Annotated in this window: 18 protein-coding genes and 1 other RNA gene; 2 read left to right on the top strand and 17 right to left on the bottom strand. The window is 41.6% G+C overall.

What is annotated here, in order from left to right; translation table 11 throughout:
- Positions 1 to 95: 95 nt before the first annotated feature.
- From GT508_RS04530 to GT508_RS04470, 13 genes are all read right to left on the bottom strand, one after another.
- Positions 96 to 2,408, bottom strand: coding sequence for an ABC transporter permease (locus GT508_RS04530; RefSeq protein ID WP_161143663.1), 2,313 nt, complete (start codon positions 2,406 to 2,408; stop codon positions 96 to 98).
- Between the two features lie 14 nt (positions 2,409 to 2,422).
- Positions 2,423 to 3,121 carry an ABC transporter ATP-binding protein gene (locus GT508_RS04525; RefSeq protein WP_028086861.1) on the bottom strand — a complete coding sequence of 233 codons (699 nt, stop codon included), beginning with the start codon at positions 3,119 to 3,121 and terminating at the stop codon, positions 2,423 to 2,425.
- 235 nt (positions 3,122 to 3,356) lie between these two features.
- Complete coding sequence (locus GT508_RS04520) at positions 3,357 to 4,637, bottom strand: sensor histidine kinase (protein WP_161143662.1); 1,281 nt, start codon at positions 4,635 to 4,637, stop codon at positions 3,357 to 3,359.
- Complete coding sequence (locus GT508_RS04515; RefSeq protein ID WP_161143685.1) at positions 4,600 to 5,322, bottom strand: response regulator transcription factor; 723 nt, start codon at positions 5,320 to 5,322, stop codon at positions 4,600 to 4,602. Before GT508_RS04515 ends, GT508_RS04520 begins: the two co-directional genes overlap by 38 nt.
- 87 nt (positions 5,323 to 5,409) lie before the next feature.
- Positions 5,410 to 6,288, bottom strand: coding sequence for a DMT family transporter (locus GT508_RS04510; protein WP_117597039.1), 879 nt, complete (start codon positions 6,286 to 6,288; stop codon positions 5,410 to 5,412).
- A 274-nt stretch (positions 6,289 to 6,562) separates the two neighbouring features.
- Positions 6,563 to 6,913, bottom strand: a transfer-messenger RNA (tmRNA) gene (gene ssrA / locus GT508_RS04505).
- A 209-nt stretch (positions 6,914 to 7,122) separates the two neighbouring features.
- Entirely contained in the window at positions 7,123 to 8,877 is a 1,755-nt protein-coding gene (locus tag GT508_RS04500; protein WP_118309255.1) for an ammonium transporter, read from the bottom strand.
- A 196-nt stretch (positions 8,878 to 9,073) separates the two neighbouring features.
- Positions 9,074 to 9,304, bottom strand: coding sequence for a hypothetical protein (locus GT508_RS04495; RefSeq protein WP_138375637.1), 231 nt, complete (start codon positions 9,302 to 9,304; stop codon positions 9,074 to 9,076).
- 22 nt (positions 9,305 to 9,326) lie between these two features.
- Entirely contained in the window at positions 9,327 to 9,791 is a 465-nt protein-coding gene (gene smpB / locus GT508_RS04490) for an SsrA-binding protein SmpB (protein ID WP_028086856.1), read from the bottom strand.
- Complete coding sequence (rnr, locus tag GT508_RS04485) at positions 9,778 to 11,934, bottom strand: ribonuclease R (protein ID WP_161143661.1); 2,157 nt, start codon at positions 11,932 to 11,934, stop codon at positions 9,778 to 9,780. Before rnr ends, smpB begins: the two co-directional genes overlap by 14 nt.
- Before the next feature lie 83 nt (positions 11,935 to 12,017).
- Positions 12,018 to 12,260 (bottom strand): preprotein translocase subunit SecG, encoded by a 243-nt coding sequence (gene secG / locus GT508_RS04480; protein WP_161143660.1) that lies wholly within the window; start codon positions 12,258 to 12,260, stop codon positions 12,018 to 12,020.
- Positions 12,261 to 12,309: 49 nt separating this feature from the next.
- Positions 12,310 to 13,644 carry a phosphopyruvate hydratase gene (gene eno, locus GT508_RS04475; RefSeq protein ID WP_161143659.1) on the bottom strand — a complete coding sequence of 445 codons (1,335 nt, stop codon included), beginning with the start codon at positions 13,642 to 13,644 and terminating at the stop codon, positions 12,310 to 12,312.
- 61 nt (positions 13,645 to 13,705) lie between these two features.
- Positions 13,706 to 14,821: a 4-hydroxybutyrate dehydrogenase gene (locus GT508_RS04470; RefSeq protein WP_161143658.1), complete on the bottom strand. Its 1,116-nt coding sequence runs from the start codon at positions 14,819 to 14,821 to the stop codon at positions 13,706 to 13,708.
- A gap of 147 nt (positions 14,822 to 14,968) precedes the next feature.
- Between GT508_RS04470 and GT508_RS04465 the strand changes: the two genes are divergently transcribed.
- Positions 14,969 to 15,811 (top strand): YitT family protein, encoded by an 843-nt coding sequence (locus tag GT508_RS04465; RefSeq protein ID WP_161143657.1) that lies wholly within the window; start codon positions 14,969 to 14,971, stop codon positions 15,809 to 15,811.
- 9 nt (positions 15,812 to 15,820) lie between these two features.
- Here GT508_RS04465 and GT508_RS04460 read toward each other — a convergent pair whose 3' ends face one another.
- From GT508_RS04460 to GT508_RS04445, 4 genes are all read right to left on the bottom strand, one after another.
- Entirely contained in the window at positions 15,821 to 16,402 is a 582-nt protein-coding gene (locus tag GT508_RS04460) for a TetR family transcriptional regulator (RefSeq protein ID WP_161143656.1), read from the bottom strand.
- Between the two features lie 89 nt (positions 16,403 to 16,491).
- Positions 16,492 to 17,076, bottom strand: a complete 585-nt coding sequence (locus tag GT508_RS04455) for a manganese efflux pump MntP (RefSeq protein ID WP_161143655.1) — start codon at positions 17,074 to 17,076, stop codon at positions 16,492 to 16,494.
- Positions 17,077 to 17,354: 278 nt separating this feature from the next.
- On the bottom strand, positions 17,355 to 18,533 hold the full coding sequence (locus GT508_RS04450) for a phosphoribosylaminoimidazolecarboxamide formyltransferase (protein WP_161143654.1): 1,179 nt from the start codon (positions 18,531 to 18,533) through the stop codon (positions 17,355 to 17,357).
- 24 nt (positions 18,534 to 18,557) lie between these two features.
- Positions 18,558 to 19,271 (bottom strand): IMP cyclohydrolase, encoded by a 714-nt coding sequence (locus GT508_RS04445; protein WP_161143653.1) that lies wholly within the window; start codon positions 19,269 to 19,271, stop codon positions 18,558 to 18,560.
- Positions 19,272 to 19,884: 613 nt separating this feature from the next.
- Here GT508_RS04445 and GT508_RS04440 point away from each other — a divergent pair.
- Positions 19,885 to 21,240, top strand: coding sequence for a radical SAM protein (locus tag GT508_RS04440; RefSeq protein WP_161143652.1), 1,356 nt, complete (start codon positions 19,885 to 19,887; stop codon positions 21,238 to 21,240).
- Positions 21,241 to 21,335 lie beyond the last annotated feature (95 nt).

The raw sequence follows: 21,335 nt of genomic DNA, 5'->3' as shown, positions 1-21,335 counted from the left end.
CATTATACCACTGTTATTTACATGTGACAAGACAGTTGTTGTATTTATTCTTTACACATACAAGCCGGCTTTGATTTCATGCCTTCTGCTTTTTCCTATTCTACATTCTTCAACGCTTCATCCATCGGAACCTTTTTGATCTTCCGATATTCCAGAAGTGCTACCGCCACATAGGTAATAAATCCAACCAGGAACATTTCCACATATATTTTCGGATCGATCCACAATGTGATCCAACCTGTCATACTTGACATCATCATTGCACGGAAGATCACATTCATTACTGCCTTTTCAATCGGAAGACTTATAAGCAGTTCTATGATAACCACAAGCATTGTCGACATAATATACAGCCTGCTGATCTCTCCGTTCGTATATCCAAGTATCTTTGTCATAGAGATAGACTGTGCATTTTTCTCGATAATGATCTTTGACAACAGATAGATGACGATCATATAGATCATGACTGCAAATCCATTGACCAGTCCCATCATATTTCCCATAGATACGTCCAGCTGTCTCGAAACCTTCGTCAATGCCTCCAGATCAATCACGGTGCCGATGTATTTCTCATCAATATCCCTGATCTTTGTATTTGAAAAATACCCTGCATAATAATCATTTCCAAGATCAAATGTCCTGTTCAGCTTATCACGACTCATAAATACACTGACAGCTCCGCTGTAATTATAGATTCCGTCTACTTTAAATGTATAACGTTTCCGCTCGTATTTCTCTTTTAACGTGATCTTATCTCCCGGTTCCACCTGATATTTGTCTGCATATGCAGCTGATACATAGACTCCTTTCCCCAGATCTGCCTTGATATATCTGCTGTCCGGTTCTACTCCGTACAGCATCACTTCTTCACTCTTCGCCTGTCCCGGAATTGTATTTAATGTATATGCGCTGAATTTTTCTGCAGTTTTATTCTCTGTCTCTGTCCCGTTGGAATACTGCATCAGCGCCAGTAAACTTTCCAGTTTACTTCCACTCATTGCCTCTGTCGGAACCTCAAGTATATACTGATATTTCGCCAGCATATTTCCCTGAATTTCTTCCTGATAATGATCCAATACGGATGGCAGCAACAATCCGAAGAATAATAACAGATTGGCAAACAGGATTCCTACAAACAGCACCATATAATTACTGATATTCTGGAAAATAACTCTCAGACGGAATCTTCGGAAAATTCCAAGCTTTGTGCTCAAATGTACCGCTCTCTTCTGTTTTCGAGAAGAAAGATCTCTTCTTATAAACTTAAGTGGTGACAGCCTTAATTTGTAATATAAAATACCAGAGTTAATGGTCAGCATAATAATAACCGGCACAACCGTCGTCATCCAGAATGCTTCCGCATTCCAGATCGTTACATATGTCGGAAGGCTGTAACTTCCATAGTACATACCGGCACATACCTGCTTTAATAACGTATATCCAAGAATATTTCCAACAAGCGCACCGATCAGCGTGATCACAACCGGAAGCGACATATAATGTATGATCAGTTCACGTCTTGTATACCCGGATGCACGAAGCGTACCGATAACTCCGGCTTCTTTTCTTATCGTATTACTGATCGTAATTCCAAAGACAAATGCAAGAATTGCCATTACGATGTAAAGCAGCATAACCATCATCGCACGGTCACTTCCCATATCATCCCCGGTAAAACAGATCGACTGATTCTGAAATTGCGGCACAAAACTTTCCAGAGTCACAATACCAGTCATGTCTTCCATCAGATCTTCTGCCATTTTCTTTTCTTTCTTCTCTGTTTCCGGTTTTTTATCATAAACCCAGGCGTAATTATACTGTAGTTTCACCTGGTTTAATGCTTCAAAATCTTTGTTTGTAACAATCGCCACTCCAAACTTTACAGAATCAAACATCGTATCATTATTATTCTGAAATAATGCACTGTAATCCGAAAGAGCCACAAGTCCCGTAATCCGAAATGCCTTCTTTCCACTTTTTACCCTGTCTCCGATTTCCAGGCTGTTATTCTCTGCATACATACGGTCCACGGCAATCTCACCAGACTTTTCCGGCATCCTTCCTTTCATCAGACATACCTTATCTACATCTTTCCGGTTCTTAAAAAACCGCACAGTGCTTCCGTTCGTCAGCTTTTGTTCTATATAAAAATTCTCATATATTTTTACATCCGATTTTTCGATGTCTTCTTTCTGAGTTGTAGTCAGCTTCTTTTTCGTCCGGAAATACCCATCTTCTATATTATATTTCTGAAAACTGTCATTGTACGCCCGAATCATACTTCCATCTGCCACCAGAAATCCAGATACAAATGCAATTGTAATCGCCATCATGGCGAAGGCAACTAAATACTTTCCAAATTCACTTTTAAGTTCCCGTGGTAATCTTTTTCTTAAAGGACTTTTCATTTGTCATGTCCCCCTTACCATTCCAGATCGATTGCCGGAATCTTCACTTCATTTCTGTAATTTTTCCGGATCATTCCATCTCTGAGCTTCACTACTCTGTCGGCCATGTCTTTGATCGCATCATTATGTGTAACCATAATAATCGTATTGCCATATCTCTGATTGACCGTCTCGATCAGTTTCAGAATTTCCTTTGATGTATGGTAATCCAATGCGCCGGTCGGCTCATCACACAACAGAATATCTGGATTCTTGACGATCGCCCGTCCGATTGCAGTTCTCTGCTGCTGTCCTCCTGATAACTGATTCGGCAGTTTTCTCTGATGTTCGTAAAGTCCCAGCGTATGTAATAATTCATCCACATCTAATGGCTGCTCACTTAAATATGCCCCCACTTCAATGTTCTCCCGTACCGTCAGATTCGGTATCAGGTTATACATCTGGAATATGTATCCCAAATGCTTTCTTCTATACATAGAAAGCTTTTTCTCTGTCATATCTTCCAGACGTTCACCTTCGATTGTAATACTGCCCTCGTCCGCACCATCAATTCCTCCGATGATATTCAGTAATGTTGATTTACCAGACCCCGATGGCCCCAGTAAGACACAGAATTCCCCTTTTTCTATATTCAGATCCAGCCCTTTCAACACATTTACGCGGCTGTCTCCTGTTCCAAATGATTTTTTGATTCCTCTTATTTCCAGAAACATAATTCTCCTCCCTTCAGTTACCTTCCTGTAACCAATGTTAGTTTAAACTTATTTATTTGTCAACGAAATCCTTTTTTAGAATGTCTTCATCCGGAATTTTCGTCAGATTTTTCCTAATTTATCTTTATATTTTTGCATATTTGGTATTAAAAAAAGGATGACTCTCTACTTATGTCATCCTTTTCATTCTCAACTTATCTGAACCTATCCTGATTCTTTTTCTTATTACATTTTCTTATATCGAAACAATCGCTTTGAACTGATCACAGTCGATCTTAATATCAAATTCTCCTCCCAGTGCTTTCGCATAGGTACTTACGATTGCAAGTCCCAGTCCGTTACCCTCACTGGTTCTTGCCTTGTCGCCTCTTGAAAACCGTTCGATGATATCTTCTTTTTCAAAATCCATCTCATATCCGGATGTATTCGTAATCTCCAATACCATTTTCTGATCTGTACCCGCTTCCTTTTTATATGTCTTTATAAATACCCTGGTTCCTTTCGCCGAATACTTCAGCGCATTTTCCACCAAATTCTGGCAGATCCGATAAAAATATGAATTATCAGAATAAATTTCCGTATCTTCTTCCGTAAGCTGAGTTACAAATTTCAGCCCGCTTTCTTTTATCCGGTCATCCATATCTGCAAATATCTGTTCCATCAGACGATTAAGCTCAAAAGTTTCTTTGTGAAGTTCTACATTCCCACTGCTCGCTTTTGCAAGCGAAAACAGGCTGTTGATCATCTCACCAAGCTTTCCTGCTCTTGTCGATATCACGTCTACATAGTCCCTCACTACATCACTTAATTCTTCTTTTTTGATCAGTTCCAGATATCCAACGATGGAAGTCAGCGGTGTCTTCAGATCATGCGATACATTTGTGATCAAGTCTACTCTTAACTGGTCACTTCTCGATACCTTTTCCAGACTCTTCCGTTCAATCTCCAGCGCCTGTTCCAGACGCTTCTGAAAGAAGCTCTCCGTCTGCTCCATGATCTGATCCAGCTCATTTCTCCAGTATCTCTGGATCACTTCCCGGCAGCAGATATATTCTATAAACACCGTTGCTACCATCATATATCCGGCTGCATAATTCCATCCCCATCCGCTGCTGTAACTGATAAAGAAAAGATATGCCGATGCTGCCGACAGTTCTACCGCCAGTATATTCCGGAATCTTTTTTCCGACTGTTTTTCTTTCGCCTTCCAGGTCTGATAATAAATACTGTCTTCTGTATCCTGCAGATAGGTCTCTGCACTCCCTTTCTGACTCCAGTTCCGATATCTCAGTTTCATATACCTGCGTACGAGCAGGCAGATTCCCGGCTGCACCAGGATATTGCCGATCAGGCAGATTCTCCATACGCCCCATGTACTGAAATAATATCTGTTCACTAACATCACAAAGAACAGGAAGCTTCCAATTATAAACATTAGAGCTCCAAATATGCAATCATAATATTCTTTTATAAACTTTTTAATTGCTTTTACCATATTTTTCCATTTTGTATCCAATTCCCCACACCACCTTTACATATCTTGGCTTCTTCGTATCAATCTCCACCTTTTCCCTGATATGACGGATATGTACCATTACAGTATTCTCTACTGCATAATCTGCTGTTTCCTGCCATACATTCTCATAGATCTGCTCCGCCGGAAATACCTGCCCGGGATGCGCCATCAATAGCTCCAGGATCTTATACTCCGTTGCCGTCAGATGCACTTCTTCTCCTTCAACAAAGATCACTCTCTGTTTCTTATCAAGTACCAGTCCGCCATTCACAATCTGATCCGGATCTTTCTTTTTTTCCGCTTCCATGTTACTCCATACACGGTATCTGCGTAAGTGTGCTTTCACTCTTGCAATCAATTCTGCCGGATTATATGGCTTTTCGATATAATCATCTGCTCCGAGCGTAAGTCCCGACACCTTATCACTTTCTTCTGTCTTGGCCGACAGGATGATCACCGGGATCCTACTTTTCTCACGCAGTTTCATCAGCGCTGACAGACCATTGAGTCTTGGCATCATCACATCCAGAAGGATCAGGTCTACATTCTCCCGCTCCATGATATCCAGTGCTTCCATACCGTCATAAGCTTTCAAAGTCTCATAGCCTTCATATTTTAACAGTTCACTGATGGAATAGACGATTTCTTTGTTATCATCTACTACTAATATTTTTTCTTCCTCCATTTCTTTCGTCTCTCCCCTCTTTTTCTTTACAGCCATACTATACCGCTCATGATTTAAATATTTCCCGATACAATTCTTAAAAATTTCTTACAATTCATCCTCACTGTGCAGGGACGAATAAAATGCAATTCCAAGTATCACCGCTCCTCCGACCAGTTCCCTGACTGTCGGGATCTCTCTTAAGAACAGAAGTGCAAATACGATGCCATACACCGTCTCCATTCCTGAGATAATTCCCGCTGTCTGTGCTTTCACACCCTTTTGCGCCGTTACATATAAAGAATATGCAATTGCCGTACACAAAAAGCCAATCGTTACAACTCCTGCAAAATCCACCGGACGCCAGTCCGCTTTCACCAATCCCAGTGCCGGAAGCAGTGCAACAGCTGCTGTTCCCTGTTCATATAGACAGATTGTACGTCCTTTATATCTGTTGGCAAAATACCGGTTCGACAATGTCATCACTGCATATGTAAAGCTCGCAATCATTCCCCAGATGATTCCGACCGTTACTTTATTCTCCACAGAAAACTCCGGAATTGTGATCAATACTCCCAGCAGAAGAATCAGTGCATTCAAAATATTCCTGCCACGAATCTTCTCATGAAATAATAACGGCTCTAAAAACGTCAGAAACAGCGGGAATGTAGAGAATGTAATCGTTCCAATTGCTACAGACGATGTCTGGATGGATTGAAAGAAGCTTGACCAGTGAATTGCCATTACCACGCCTGTCATGATCATAAGACCATAATCTTTCTTTGAATCAAGCGTCAGCTTATCCTTGCAGACCAGAGATATTGCCAGCAAAAGCAGTGAAGAACAGATAACTCTTCCCATTGCCACCTGTACTGCCGGTACCTGTACATACTGACCGATCACTCCCGAAAAGCTGAAGCACATAACTGCAATATGCAGCAGGATCACATTTTTTCTTGTATTTTTACTCAATGATTTCTCACTCATAATACCCTCCTGTTAATCTATTTGTTTCTTCTCTTATTTTGTTGCTTCCTTGTTTTTCATAATTACGAACTATGAGAAACACGCTTCGCGAGTTTCTCAAGTTATCGCGGCAGTCGCCAAGGTCTCGTGCAAGCACGGACTTTGGCTCGTTGCTCGCGTAAATAAAAAGAAAAGCCCTAGTTTACCGATTCTTCAGAAACTATGACTTTCCTCTGTGTTCTTAAGTATATAAGAAAACCCGCCCATGACACGTTCTCCGTATTACTTAATATTATAGTGGACCTGGCGGGAGTTGAACCCGCGTCCGAAAGCCCATCCATTCGAGCATCTCCCATCACAGTCATTATATTAACATTCCCTCCATGCGGCACCTAATGACAGGTTCCTCACTTTAGTAGCTTCATAAGTTCTTCCATCTCCTCAAAGCTTTGGAAACGAAGTGCTCCGCCTGTTTGAAGCCGGTGACCCGGACAGCGGATGATCCGGGGCCGACTGCGGCCTAATTAGGCTGCGTACGCTAATTCTGTATTGTCTGCGTTTATATTTAAGTGGAACTTTTAACGTAGTGTCCCGCTACGGATGGCTTCTCCAACTTCCAGACCCCCGTCGAAACCAGTACAAGCCCTAAATCTAAATGCTTTCTTCTGGTCTGCAGACTGTCTTTACGTAAATTTAATTATAATCTCAAGTTGTTTTATTTGTCAAGCCTCTTATGTAATCTAAAAAACAAACTAAAAAACAAATATAAAAATCATCTAAAAAGAGACGTACATGAAATTATATCATATACATCTCTTTTCGCTGCAAATCAGTATAATACCGTAAACATTCTCCTTACTCTACATCCTTCAATGCTTCGTAATCTTCCTCACCGGTACGAACTTTCACAACTTTCTGTACATTGTAAACAAAGATCTTTCCATCTCCGACATGCCCAGTGTAAAGTGTTCTCTTCACAGTGTCAATCACTTTCTCTACTGAAATGCTTCCGACGATAACTTCTACCTTAACCTTTGGAAGTACCGTTACATCCATCTCAACTCCACGGTATTTCTCACCTGCACCTTTCTGAACTCCACATCCCATAACCTGGGTGACGGTCATACCTGTTACACCAAGATCATTAAGGGCTGTCTTCAGTTTCTCATATCTTGAAAGTTTTGCAATGATGACTACTTTATGTATACCTGTTGACGGATCTACAGGTGTGGTTACTTTGACAGATGCTGCTCGCTGTACATCTGACGCTTCATCATAATCATTTTCACCAAGCTCTGTATTTTCATTGACACTCATACTTCCTTCTGTGATATCCATCAAGCTGAATCCTGCATATGCAGATGCAAGACCATGCTCTTTTGAATCCAGACCAACAATTTCTTCTTCTTCTGATACCCTCAGTCCAACGGTTTTATCAATTATTTTGAATACAATTGTCATAGTCACAATTGTCCATGCCATAACACTTACAACACCAAGAAGCTGTAATCCAAGCTGATGGAACCCTCCACCGTAGAACAGACCTTTGAGTGTACATTCCGGTGCTGTCTTTGTTGCAAAAAGACCAACTGCGATTGTTCCCCAGATACCGTTTAAACAGTGAACTGCAACTGCACCGACAGGATCGTCCACATGAGCTACATTATCACAGAACCATACTCCAAATACTACCAGCAGTCCTGCTACAACACCGATAATAACGGATCCTGCTGCATCTACAACATCACAAGGTGCTGTAATTGCTACCAGACCTGCAAGCGAAGCATTCAGACACATGGAAACGTCTGGTTTTCCATACTTGACCCATGTAAAGATCATACATACAACCGTTGCTACTGCAGGTGCGATCGTTGTTGCCATAAAAATTGAAGCAAGCTGTGATCCGGTTGTTGCTGCCGCACCATTGAATCCATACCATCCAAACCAGAGAATGAAGCATCCAAGTGCACCGATTACAATATTATGTCCAGGAAATGCATGTACTTTTGTGACTTTTCCTTCTTTATTTCTTGTGAACTTACCAATTCTGGCACCTTCCATTGCAGCTCCGATAAAAGCAGTTGTACCGCCTACCATATGGATTGCACATGATCCGGCAAAATCATGGAAGCCTAGACTTGCAAGCCATCCGCCTCCCCAGATCCAGTGTGCTTCAATTGGATATACAATAGCTGAAATAACAGCTGAATAAATACAATAAGATAAGAATTTTGTTCGTTCTGCCATTGCTCCGGATACGATTGTTGCCGTTGTTGCACAGAACACTAAGTTAAATACAAAATGAGACCAGTCAAAATTTGCATAATCTGTAAAAATTCCAAGTGTCGGAGTTCCGATAAATCCACCAAGTGCATCTTCACCAAGTAAAATTCCAAATCCAAGCGGGATAAATACACAAGTTCCGATACAGAAATCCATCAGATTCTTCATAATAATATTTCCTGCATTCTTCGCTCTGGTAAATCCTGTCTCTACCATCGCAAATCCTGCCTGCATGAAAAACACCAATGCTGCACCTATCAGAAACCAAATTCCAAATACCTGCGTGCCTACAGCATCCTGTATGGCTGATAATACTTCTTTTGTCATAATAGTTCCTCCTTCATCTTGTCAAAAAAAAAGCGCCTCGAAATATTATTTTCGAAGCGCCCTTGCTTTATGTCCCGTAGTTTAACGCTCAGAACTTTCTTTGTCAAGGAATTTTCTGATATTTTTCTGTTGTTATATATAATTTCGTTCAATTATCACAACCAGATTTTATTTTTCTCATATTTTTTCCACAATTTCACAATCCAAGGATTTCTCCAAGCACTTCAATGATAATCTCATTGGTACAGGATTTTACAAATCCCATCATATGTAAAGAAATCTCATCCTGTTTCTGGCTCTCTGTCAGTTTCGGATTGCTGTTTGTCTCATTAATGAGCTGTACCAGATGCGGAGTCAGCTCCTCATAAGTCTCCATTGTAGTCTGTGTGACCAGATCTCTTAATTCTTCTTTCTTTGTCGGTACCATTTTGTCCTCTCCTGTCTGTATTCTATCTGAGTTTCATCTTGAAATCGCGTTCTGCTTCACGCTTCTGGTCTTTCTTTGCGATATCCTGACGTTTATCATATAATTTCTTACCTTTTGCCAGACCGATCTCTACTTTTACAAGACTTCCTTTAAAATAGACTTTCAAAGGCACGATCGCCATTCCTTTTTCTTTTGTCTTACCGATCAGTTTGTTGATCTCTGATTTATGAAGAAGTAATTTTCTGACTCTGAGCGGATCTTTATTGAAGATATTTCCTTTTTCATAAGGGCTGATATGCATACCATATATGAATACCTCTCCGTTCTCAATACGGATGAAGGATTCTTTTATGCTGCATTTTCCCATACGGAGTGATTTCACTTCTGTCCCGTGCAGAGCAATTCCTGTTTCGATCTTATCCAAAATAAAATAATCATGATATGCCTTTTTATTGTTTGCAACCATCTTGTCATTACTCTTCGCCATCTCCGGCACCTCCCTGATTTACAATCTTAAAATCAATCGTACGCATCAGACGGTCTGCATCCAGCACCCGGACTCTTAGTCCTTCGCCTAGTTTATACACTTTCCGTGTATGCATACCCATCATCTCATAGCGTTCTTCATTATATTCATAATGATCATCCGTCATATTCGTTACATGAACCAGACCTTCTATCGTATTCGGAAGTTCCACATACATGCCCCATTTTGTTATTCCTGATATCACACCTTCAAATTCTTCTCCTATATGCGCCTGCATATATTCTACTTTCTTTAATTTGACTGTCTCACGTTCTGCTTCATCTGCACGACGCTCCATCTCACTGGAACGCTTTGCCACTTCCGGAAGGATAGACCGGTAATGTTCCATCTTATCCGCATTCATTCTTCCCCGCAGATTATCTTTGATAATCCGGTGAATCTGAAGATCCGGATATCTACGGATCGGAGAAGTAAAATGTGTATAATAATTAGCTGCCAGTCCAAAATGTCCATCATTCTCCACCGTATATTTTGCCTGCTTCATGGAACGTAATGCCAGTCGGCTGATCATTGCCTCTTCCGGAGTATCTTCTACTTTTGTAAGCAACTTTTGAATTTCTTTTGGTCTAATTTCATTTACTCCTATGTGCATAGAATATCCAAAATTATTGATAAATGTTGCCAGCGTACGGATCTTTTCTTCATCCGGTGTTTCATGGGACCGGTATAAAAATGGAAGTTCCTGCCAGTAACCGTCTTCTGCCACCGTCTCATTTGCCAGAAGCATAAAATCTTCAATGATCTTCGTCGCAACATTTCTGTCATATGGTCTGATATCGACCGGCTTTCCGTTCTCATCCAGAATCATCTTGGTCTCCGGAAAATCAAAATCAATCGAGCCTCGTTTCTTTCTTCTGGCTCTTAAAATACCGGAAAGCTCCTGCATCCGTTCAAACATCGGAACCAGTTCCCTGTATTCTTCTGTTTCAGCTTCATCATGATCAGTCAGGATCTTTTTCACACTGGTATAAGACATCCTGCGGTTCACATGGATTACCGTCTCGGCAATCTCGTGGGCAATCACTTCTCCTGACGGATCTACCGTCATAATGCAGCTCAATGCCAACCGGTCCTCACCTGCATTTAATGAACACATTCCGTTCGAAAGCGTATGTGGAAGCATCGGGATTACACGGTCTACGAGATAAACACTGGTTCCTCTTTCTAAAGCTTCTCTGTCAAGTGCACTATTCTCCTGCACATAATTTGTTACATCTGCAATATGCACACCCAAAATATAATTTTCACCGTCTTTTACCAGTGACACGGCATCATCCAGATCCTTTGCATCTTCCCCGTCGATCGTGACCATTTGCCAGTCACGCAAGTCTTTTCTTCCATTCATATCCGCTTCACTGACCGGCTTTGCTACGCGTTCTGCCTGTCTTAACGCTTTATCCGGAAATTCTACCGGAAGATCATACCCCTTTACGATTGACATAATATCCGTCCCGGGGTCATTCAGATGTCCGATGATCTCCACTATCTTTCCTTCCGGTTTTTTCCCATTTTCTCCATAAGAAGTCAGTTCCACTACAACTTTATGTCCGTCCACTGCTCCTCTTGATTTTTCAACCGGTACAAATATATCCTGATCCAGTCTCTGATTATCCGGAATTACAAATCCAAACTTTTTGCCCGGCTTCATACGATACAGTCCGACCACTTTCGAAAGTCCACGCTCCAGGATCTTCACAATCTTTCCTTCACGGCTTCTTCCCTCCGGCTCTTTTGTCAGCACAATCTCGACATGGTCTCCGTCGAACGCCCCACAGATATCATCTTCTCCGATAAATACATCTGCCGAACCATCTTCATCCAGTACAACAAAACCGAATCCCTTAAGGCTTGCACGGAATACACCGGTCAGACGCTTTGCATGTCCTTTACAGTACTTTCCTCTCTTGGAAAGATAAATCTTTCCTTCCTGTTCCAGTGATTCCAGTATCTGGCGCAGCTCATCCCTGTCTTCTTTTGCCACACGCAGAAGCATGGCCAGTTCTTTAAATTTCATCGGTGTATATAAATCGTCGCAAATCAGGTCATAAACGACTTTTTTTCTCTTATCAAATTTCTTACTCATATTTATATACTCTCCTGCATCGTTGAAAAAGGGACACCCCCATACAGGAGTGTCCCTTTCATCTTCTAAAAATATGCTCTATCCTATGCAAATACTTTTAAATTCAACACTGCTGCCAGTACAATAAACAAAATCGCAAGGAATTTTGTAGACTTCACCAGTGCACCTTCCATAGAACGTCCCTTGTTCTGTCCCCAGTAAGTATCAGCGATACCACTAATGGCACCAAGCCCTGCTGACTTACCTTCCTGCATTAACACGATTATGGTTAATGCGATACAGTCTATTGCAAATATTATCATTAATACAATCTTTAAAATGTCCACTATTCACACCTCCTGCGGATAAACCACATTTATTTTATCACAGGGTTTCTTATAAGGCAAGTGAATCTTTCAACTCATCCGTCTTTTGTACAAATGGGTTCTGATACTCAGCCACATCTCCCAGTCTTTCTTCAATCCTCAGCAATTGATTATATTTTTCCACCCGTTCTGACCGGCATGGAGCCCCGGTCTTAATCTGCCCTGCCTCTGCCGCTACTGCAATATCTGCAATAAAGGTATCTGCAGTCTCTCCTGACCGGTGTGAGATCACAGTCTTATATCCTGCATTCTGCGCCATCTTCACTGCTTCAAAGCTTTCTGTCAAAGTCCCGATCTGATTTACCTTGATCAGTATCGCATTGGCTGCTTTTCTCCGTATTCCTTTCGCAAGCCTTCGGGTATTCGTCACGAACAGATCATCACCGACTAACTGTACCCGCTCTCCGATCCTGTCTGTCAGAGTTTTCCATCCTTCCCAGTCATCTTCATCCAACGGATCTTCAATGGATACAACCGGATATTTTTCTATCATTTCCTCATAGTAATCAATCAGTTCTTCTGCTGAACGGACAATCTTGTACCCTTTTTTCTTCGCCTCACCGTCGAAAACATATTTCTTAAAATTCTTATCATACAATTCCGATGCAGCTACATCCAGTGCGATCGCAACTTCTTTTCCCGGCTGGTATCCTGCTTTCTCTACCGCTTTTACCATCAGGCGCAAAACCTCATCCGCATTATGAAGATCCGGTGCAAATCCACCTTCATCTCCCACTGCAGTACTATATTCCAGCTGTTTCAAAAGCTGTTTCAGTTCATGATATACTTCTGCACACATCTGAAGTCCATTCTTAAAATTTCCTGCACCTACAGGCATGATCATAAATTCCTGAATATCGATCGTATTATCTGCATGTCTTCCACCGTTCATGATATTCATCATCGGAACCGGAAGTTTCTTTACATTCGTACCGCCAAGATACGAATACAGCGGCAGTCCAAGCGCCCCGGCCGCTGCTCTTGCAGTCGCAAGAGACACGCCAAGCATGGCATTGGCTCCGAGATTGGACTTGTTCTTTGTCCCGTCAAGCCTGATCATCGTCTGATCGACTGCCGCCTGATCCAACACGTTCATACCTATCACTTCCGGTGCAATCCTTGCATTAACATGATCTGCTGCCTGTTGTACGCCAAGCCCTCCGTACCGTTCTTCTTTATCCCGTAATTCCAGTGCTTCATACTTTCCGGTCGATGCACCGGATGGCACACTTGCCCGACCGCAGAATTCATCTCCTGCCAGCACTTCCACTTCTATCGTCGGATTTCCTCTTGAATCAAGTATTTCTCTTGCGTATACATCCGTAATGGGTAAATACTTATACATTATTTCTATCCTCCTCTTATGAAGGATAGTATGTTCCGATGCGGAATAAACCATTCAACCTTTAATACAGTTCTTTATAAATCTCTGCCATCTGCTGCCATGTCAGTTTTACATAACTCTGATTCAGAAGTCTCTGCTGTGTCTCTTCTACAGTCTTAGCAAAACTCTCGATCTCTTCTTCCTTCATTCCATATTCATGCAATGGTTTTCTTGCAATGATCTGATCCAAAAGTTTTCCGATCTCCACATATACCAAGTCTGCATCGCACTCTAAAACATTACTTAAGAAACTATTTAATTTCTTGATTCTTCCATCCGGATCCAATTCCTGATATTTTGCAAATACCGCTGTAAGGAACTGGTAATTTGCTTCTCCGTGTGTAACATGATAGACACCACTTAACGGATAAGACATGGCATGTACCGCTCCCGTTCCGGCATTGCCAAATGCAATTCCGGCAAGGTTACTTGCCGTCAGGAAGTCATCCAGCAGATTCATTCGGAATGCTTCTCCATGTTCTGCAATTTTACGGAAGCCTTCCATGATCATCTCCATTGCCTTCATACTGAACATCTGTGTATACAAAGTAGCTTTCGGAGACACATAAGATTCAATCGCATGGATAAATGCATCGATCGCACTCGTTGCAAAAAATGAATATGGAAGTCCTGTCAGCAATTCCGGAATCAATACCGCACGGTCTGCATAAATCTCGTCGACAGCAAGCCCCATCTTGGTATGCAGCTTTGTAAATTCTGCAATTGATACATTCGAGACCTCAGAACCCGCACCACACGTAGTTGGTACTGCGATCAACGTTTTTGCTCTCTTAAGCGGAACCTTTCTTCCAAAGATTTCTTCCGCACTATAATCTCCTGCGAGCACCAGGATCTTAGCCATATCGATAACTGCTCCTCCTCCGATTGCAATAATTCTGTCACAGTCTGTCTTACGGAAATCTGCCAGTAATGCATCGATCATCTCGTCCGTAGGCTCACCTTTTCCATATTTGCTTTTATATTCTACATGTGCCTCTAATCCAAGCGCTGCAAAATACGCTTCATACGTGCTTTTACTTGCAAGAATAAAGTCTTTCTTTCCTATATTATATTCTTCTGCAAAATCTTTTGCGTGCTCAAACTTCTGAACTTCCGCCTTCTGCCAAAAAAGTTTCATTTTTTCTTGTCCTCCCCGTCATTTTTCTGAATATTTTGTCTCTTAATAATATATCACCAATCCGTTGACTTTTCCATATATGAGCGTTACAATCATTGAGGATATAAAAATTTAATAATTACAAAAGGAAAACTGGGGAATTTTCAAATGAAAGAACATTTAAAAAACTTTACATTACTCACTGTCAGTACGTTGATCATGGCAGTGGGTATCTACTTTTTCAAGTTCGCCAACAACTTCACGTTTGGTGGTATCACCGGTTTTGCGGTACTCGTTGCCAAGTTCACTCCTCTTTCGGCCAGTGATTTTTCCTTCATTGCGAATATGCTCCTTCTGATCATAGGGCTTTTCGTTCTCGGAAAAAAATTTGCTGCACAGACTGCATACAGTAGTATCCTACTTTCTGTCACGCTGTCCGGACTGGAACGTATCTATCCAATGAGCCACCCGCTTACCAACGAACCATTGCTGGAACTGATCTTCACGATTGTACTTCCTGCCATCGGTTCGGCCATTCTGTTCAATATCGGAGCATCCAGCGGGGGCACGGATGTTATTGCCATGATATTGAAGAAATACACCAGCGTTGACATCGGAAAAGGCTTGCTTGCTTCCGATATCTTATTCACAATCGCCGGTTTCTTCGTATTTGACATTAAGACGGGTCTTTATTCACTGCTCGGTCTTACGATGCGTTCGACACTGATCGACAGTCTGATTGAAAGTCTGAACCGCTCGAAGTATTTCCACGTGGTATGCAGCGAGCCGGAACCAATCTGTGAATTTATCAAAAATGACCTGAAACGAGGTGCAACAATCGTACTCGCACAGGGTGCCTTCACAGGCGATGACAAATATATCATCCTGACTGTACTTAGTCCAAATGAAGCAATCAAGCTTCGTAATTTCATAAAAGCTCATACAACTGGTGCATTCTTACTGATATCCAATACCAGCGAGATTATAGGAAAAGGGTTCCACTCTGTGTAGTGAAACCCTTTATTTTTTCTCCGTATTCTCAATGTCCAACAGATCCAGGATTGAATGTGACATCATATACTGATAAAATTCCATTGCATCTCCCGCCGAAATATTTTTGCTTTCCCGGATAAGCCAATATTTCAGTCCATTCACCAATGATATTGCATGAAATTCCAGAAATACCTTTTCGTCGACGTGTGGCATATTACTTAAATGTTTTAACGGATGATGCTTTACCAGAATTTCTTCCATATTAAAAATCCGTCCATATAACATCTCCTCAAAAGAATTCTGACCGGTCACTTCAAATACTTTTTCGTAATAAGTCTTATCTTCTTCAAATTTCCGGAACAGCAGCTTTAAGGACTCCATTCCACGTTCCTGCTCCATAAGCTTCGAGACTTCTTTAAATACATCTTCCCACAAAAGCCATTCCATCACTTCGTATTTATCTTGAAAATAATTATAAAATGTCGGGCGAATTACCCCTGCTGCATCTGTGATCATCTTGATCGTCAGTTTTTCAAATCCTTTTTTCGCTACCAGTTCTTTAAATTTTTCCCCCAATAGTGCTTTTGTCAATTCACTTTTTCGCTCCATCTCATCACCTTAATTTTTCTCAGATAACTTGTAGTAAATTATTATACCCCTGCTATCCGGCAAAATCTACCGTCAAATTGCTCCATTTTTTACGTATAATAATGGAGAATTACGTCGAAACTGGCAAGTAAAAGGAGTGCTCCCCCGACCCAGTATGCACGTCTGTTTTCTTTCAGTCCCAGTCTGTATCCTGCAAATATACCGATTACCGCTTCCAGAACCGTTACCGGGAATAACACCAATGACTCTTCGATCATGGCTGTATCCAGGAATCCAAGTCCCATTCCGACAAAGAACGCATCGACACTCGTTACCAGTGCAAGAAGCGTTGTTTTCTTCCATTCGATCTCATCTTTTCTGCGTTCCAACACCTTCTTTTTACGGATTCCTTTGAGGATCATATAGATGCCAAGTGCTGCAAAGATCAGCACTGTCAGACCTTCCCATCTGTCAGCCGCCGTCTTCGTTCTGGTAATAGACAGTAATGGCAACAATGTGATCAGGTTTCCAAATACCAGTACCCCAAGCTGGATACCGCCAAACAGAACGCTTAAGAGGACCAGATTCTTCCATCTGATCTTTGAAAATCCGGCTCCCATATAGGCCGCCGCCACAAATACATCGATCGATAATCCAACGGATACAATCAACAGTTCCATCGTTGACAATTGCATCGCCTTCTTTCTTTTCTCCTATTTTAGCCTATTTAGAATCGTTTTTGAAGAAACAAATGCTATATAGATACCGAAATCGTACTACATTTTCCTCTATTTGTATAAAAACCAAATATACTCGATATATAAATATGATATATAGTAACTCCCGTAACTCTTTTATTCCTGAATACTTTGGTATCTAAAAAACGAGAAAGCTACGCTCTTACGTAACCTTCCCGCTTTCTGCGACATATATAGTATCAACTTTAGGATGTGTCTCTTATATTATATCCCGATTAGTGATGGAATAAACGGATTCCGGTAAATGACATCACCATATCATATTTATTACATGTTGCAATTACATTGTCATCACGTACGGATCCACCCGGCTGTGCAATGTATTTTACACCACTCTTATGCGCACGCTCGATATTATCCCCAAATGGGAAGAATGCATCTGATCCAAGTGCAACATCGGTCAGTTTGTCCAGCCATTCTCTCTTGGCTTCTCTTGTGAATACTTCCGGTTTCTCTTTGAAGATTGCCGGCCATGCATCGTCTGCAAGCACGTCCATGTAATCGTCTCCCATATAGAGATCGATCGCATTGTCTCTGTCTGCACGTCTGATTCCTTCTACGAATGGAAGATTCATAACCTGCGGTGACTGTCTGAGCCACCAGTTATCTGCTTTGCCTCCTGCAAGACGTGTACAATGGATTCTGGACTGCTGTCCTGCACCGATACCGATTGCCTGTCCGTCTTTTACGAAACATACAGAGTTGGACTGTGTATATTTTAATGTAATCATAGAGATTGCTAGATCAATCTTAGCCTGCTCTGTCAGTTTTTTGTTCTCTGTCACGATATTTGAGAAGAAATCATCGTCAATCTTTAATTCATTTCTTCCCTGCTCAAATGTAACACCGAATACCTGCTTGTGTTCGATCGGAGCCGGTACATAATCCGGATCGATCTGGATTACATTGTAGTTTCCTTTTTTCTTTGCTTTTAAGATTTCCAGCGCTTCCGGTTCATATCCAGGAGCGATCACACCATCGGATACTTCACGTTTGATCAGTTTGGCAGTATCCACGTCACATACATCAGACAGAGAAATAAAATCTCCGAAAGAAGACATACGGTCTGCGCCTCTTGCTCTTGCGTATGCAGATGCAAGCGGAGATAATTCTCCGAGATCATCTACCCAGTAGATCTTTGCAAGCGTATCACTCAGTGGAAGTCCGACTGCGGCACCTGCAGGAGATACATGCTTGAATGATGTAGCTGCCGGAAGTCCGGTTGCTTTCTTTAACTCACTTACAAGCTGCCATCCGTTAAATGCATCCAGGAAATTGATATATCCCGGTCTTCCATTCAGAACCTTGATTGGCAGTTCACTTCCGTCTTCCATATAGATTCTGGAAGGTTTCTGGTTCGGATTACATCCATATTTCAGTTCTAATTCGTTCATATCTCTTCTCCTTATCAATTCCTCTTACTGGTTCTTATTGATGATCTTTGTCTCATATGTACCTGTTGCGATGTCAATATAACGCACAAATAACGATACTTTATTTTCAGCATTCAGGCTGTTCCATAAGCTTCCGGCAAATGCGTCCATATCATCCGGAATTGCGATCAGTTTTGGTTCTCCTTCAAAGCTCGGAAGCGGATTGCCGTCACATTTGTATGTATGGATGAAATGTCCTTCTCCTGCTGCAGGATTCTCATATGCAAATGTATAACGGTTGCAGCTTTCCGGATTGCCGTTGTTGCTCTTTAAGATTGACATTGCGTAGTTAAAAGTTCCGTTTTCAATATGCATAACACCTGAAATCCTAGGTGTATAGTTCGGTCCGTCCGGTTCAAATTCACGGCTTCTGAGTGACTGTTCAAATGTAAGTTGTTTATCCATGCCCTCGTAGATAGTATCCGTCTGATCTCCGTTGGTTACGATCGTCTTGTTGCCAAGTACACGTACCGGTGCATAGATGATCAGGCTTGGATCTGTCAGCTTTGATGGATCAAATGCCTGTGTGCGGATGCCTTCCCCTTCTTCTACAAACACACGGTTACGGCTATTCTCACTTCTTCCCATAATGAAGTAAGCAGTTACTGCTTTTGTCCCATCTGCACTCTTTCCTATAATAATGCCACGTCCCGGGTAAGAATTGCCCTGCAGTTCCTTCTCGATTGATAACATTTCCATGAATACATCTCCTTTTCCTATGTGGTTTTGAACGTTTCTATCCCTATTATATATAAAACCTTCTTATTTTTCCACCCCTTTTTATAAGTATAATTAAAAAAGTTCGTTTTTTTATAAGTACAATTTACAATTTGAAGCACAAAAGCGACCTATGTTATAATTCGGAGAACAAGATTTATTTTATGAAAAGGGGGATTTCTCATGAAACATCTACATGTACTCGCACTGCCTTGTCTTATGGCCGCTCTTCTGCTTTCCGGCTGCAGCCAGATTTGAATCCGGCACTTATTACTCCATTGATGAAGCCTCCCGTGCACTGGTAGAAAAGCTTTAACATTACGCAGCTTCCCTGGTCTATGGAGACGAGACAACAACAGATATTTCCTTAAACGGACATACGCTATCAGATTCCGGTAATGAAGATTCCAACTGCAAAAATTAGGAACTATCATTTGCCCAATGCCTGAATAAACGCTGATTCTTTTTGCATGGCAATTGCCAAAATACGACAATATACGATTAATGTCGCATTTGCTTGAATCTGAAAATCAAAAGTTTTAAGATAAGGTAACTGCAAAGAGAATATAATGCAGTAAAATGAGGAGGTAACACTATGAATGTTGTAGACACAGTAAAAAACGCCGCCTTTGCTTCCGCTATTCAGGCAGCACTTAACTACATGGATAAGGATCCTGAAACTAATATTCCAAAGGTTATGAGTATCGTTGACAAGGCTGCACCAGAAGGCTGGTATGAAAGTCAGCGTAATGCGATCCGTCAGGGTATCGCCGAAAAAGGTAATTGGTATCAGCTTGCACAGAAAGTATGGGAGCTGGATCCAGGTGTACGAAAAACTTTCTTTACAAACTTTATTGTTAACGCTTCTTTGAAGGGTTCTGCTCTTCAGAAGGAAACCGAGGAAAAAGAAGACTGTAATGTTCCTTGGGCGATTTTATTAGATCCGACTTCAGCCTGTAACCTGCACTGTACCGGATGCTGGGCTGCAGAATACGGACATAAACTGAATCTTTCTCTCGAAACGATCGATGACATCGTAACACAGGGAAAGAAACTTGGTACATACATGTATATCTATACCGGTGGGGAACCAATGGTACGTAAAAAAGATATCATCACAATCTGCGAACGTCATCCTGACTGTGAATTCTTATCTTTCACAAATGGTACACTGATCGATGAAGAATTATGTCAGGAAATGTTAAGAGTTAAGAACTTCGTTCCTGCAATCAGTCTGGAAGGATTTGAAACTGCCAATGACGGACGCCGTGGTCCTGGTGTGTTTGATAAAGTAAAACATGCTATGCAGTTATTAAAAGAACACAACCTTCCATTTGGTATCTCAACCTGTTATACAAGTATGAACTACAAAGATATTACAAGTGAAGAATTCTACGATATGATCATCGAAGCCGGTGCGTTATTCATCTGGTTCTTCCACTATATGCCAGTTGGAAATGACGCCGCTCCGGAACTTATGCCAAATCCAGAGCAGAGAAAAGCTGTATACGAACGTATCCGTGCTTTCAGAAGCTCCAAACCAATCTTCAGTCTGGACTTCCAGAATGATGCGGAATACATCGGCGGATGTATCGCGGGCGGACGTTACTACCTGCACATCAATGCAGCCGGAGATGTGGATCCTTGTGTATTCATTCATTATTCAAATGCAAATATTCATGAAGTCAGTCTTCTGGATGCATTAAAGAGTCCGATCTTCCAGGCATACAGAAAAGGACAGCCATTCAATGACAACATGCTGCGCCCATGTCCAATGCTTGAGAATCCGGAATGCTTACCAAAGATGGTAAAAGAGACCGGTGCCCACTCTACCGACCCACAGTCACCGGAAGATGTACAGCATCTCTGCGATAAATGCAAACCTTATGCCGAAGCCTGGACCAAAATGGCAGATAAGCTTTGGGCGGAGAGGCTAGAAGCCAAAAAGTAAATTGGGATTTAATTTATTAACGGGGAAGCGGCCTCTCAGTCCTTGAAGGAAACAATAGATAAGGCTTCTTGTTCAGGTTCCATACCATAAGAAAC

The organism is Dorea sp. BIOML-A1 (assembly GCF_009875615.1).
In the GTDB taxonomy this organism is placed as follows: Bacteria; Bacillota; Clostridia; order Lachnospirales; family Lachnospiraceae; genus Dorea_A; species Dorea_A amylophila.
This window is presented reverse-complemented; position numbering and strand designations above follow the sequence as displayed.

What these genes read in the sequence shown, in the direction of transcription:
- GT508_RS04530 (WP_161143663.1), bottom strand. Translation starts at nt 2,408, where the DNA reads ATGAAAAGTCCTTTAAGAAAAAGATTACCACGGGAACTTAAAAGTGAA.
- GT508_RS04525 (WP_028086861.1), bottom strand. Translation starts at nt 3,121, where the DNA reads ATGTTTCTGGAAATAAGAGGAATCAAAAAATCATTTGGAACAGGAGAC.
- GT508_RS04515 (WP_161143685.1), bottom strand. Translation starts at nt 5,322, where the DNA reads ATGGAGGAAGAAAAAATATTAGTAGTAGATGATAACAAAGAAATCGTC.
- GT508_RS04510 (WP_117597039.1), bottom strand. Translation starts at nt 6,288, where the DNA reads ATGAGTGAGAAATCATTGAGTAAAAATACAAGAAAAAATGTGATCCTG.
- GT508_RS04500 (WP_118309255.1), bottom strand. Translation starts at nt 8,877, where the DNA reads ATGACAAAAGAAGTATTATCAGCCATACAGGATGCTGTAGGCACGCAG.
- GT508_RS04495 (WP_138375637.1), bottom strand. Translation starts at nt 9,304, where the DNA reads ATGGTACCGACAAAGAAAGAAGAATTAAGAGATCTGGTCACACAGACT.
- smpB (WP_028086856.1), bottom strand. Translation starts at nt 9,791, where the DNA reads ATGGCGAAGAGTAATGACAAGATGGTTGCAAACAATAAAAAGGCATAT.
- rnr (WP_161143661.1), bottom strand. Translation starts at nt 11,934, where the DNA reads ATGAGTAAGAAATTTGATAAGAGAAAAAAAGTCGTTTATGACCTGATT.
- eno (WP_161143659.1), bottom strand. Translation starts at nt 13,644, where the DNA reads ATGTATAAGTATTTACCCATTACGGATGTATACGCAAGAGAAATACTT.
- GT508_RS04470 (WP_161143658.1), bottom strand. Translation starts at nt 14,821, where the DNA reads ATGAAACTTTTTTGGCAGAAGGCGGAAGTTCAGAAGTTTGAGCACGCA.
- GT508_RS04465 (WP_161143657.1), top strand. Translation starts at nt 14,969, where the DNA reads ATGAAAGAACATTTAAAAAACTTTACATTACTCACTGTCAGTACGTTG.
- GT508_RS04460 (WP_161143656.1), bottom strand. Translation starts at nt 16,402, where the DNA reads ATGGAGCGAAAAAGTGAATTGACAAAAGCACTATTGGGGGAAAAATTT.
- GT508_RS04455 (WP_161143655.1), bottom strand. Translation starts at nt 17,076, where the DNA reads ATGCAATTGTCAACGATGGAACTGTTGATTGTATCCGTTGGATTATCG.
- GT508_RS04450 (WP_161143654.1), bottom strand. Translation starts at nt 18,533, where the DNA reads ATGAACGAATTAGAACTGAAATATGGATGTAATCCGAACCAGAAACCT.
- GT508_RS04445 (WP_161143653.1), bottom strand. Translation starts at nt 19,271, where the DNA reads ATGGAAATGTTATCAATCGAGAAGGAACTGCAGGGCAATTCTTACCCG.
- GT508_RS04440 (WP_161143652.1), top strand. Translation starts at nt 19,885, where the DNA reads ATGAATGTTGTAGACACAGTAAAAAACGCCGCCTTTGCTTCCGCTATT.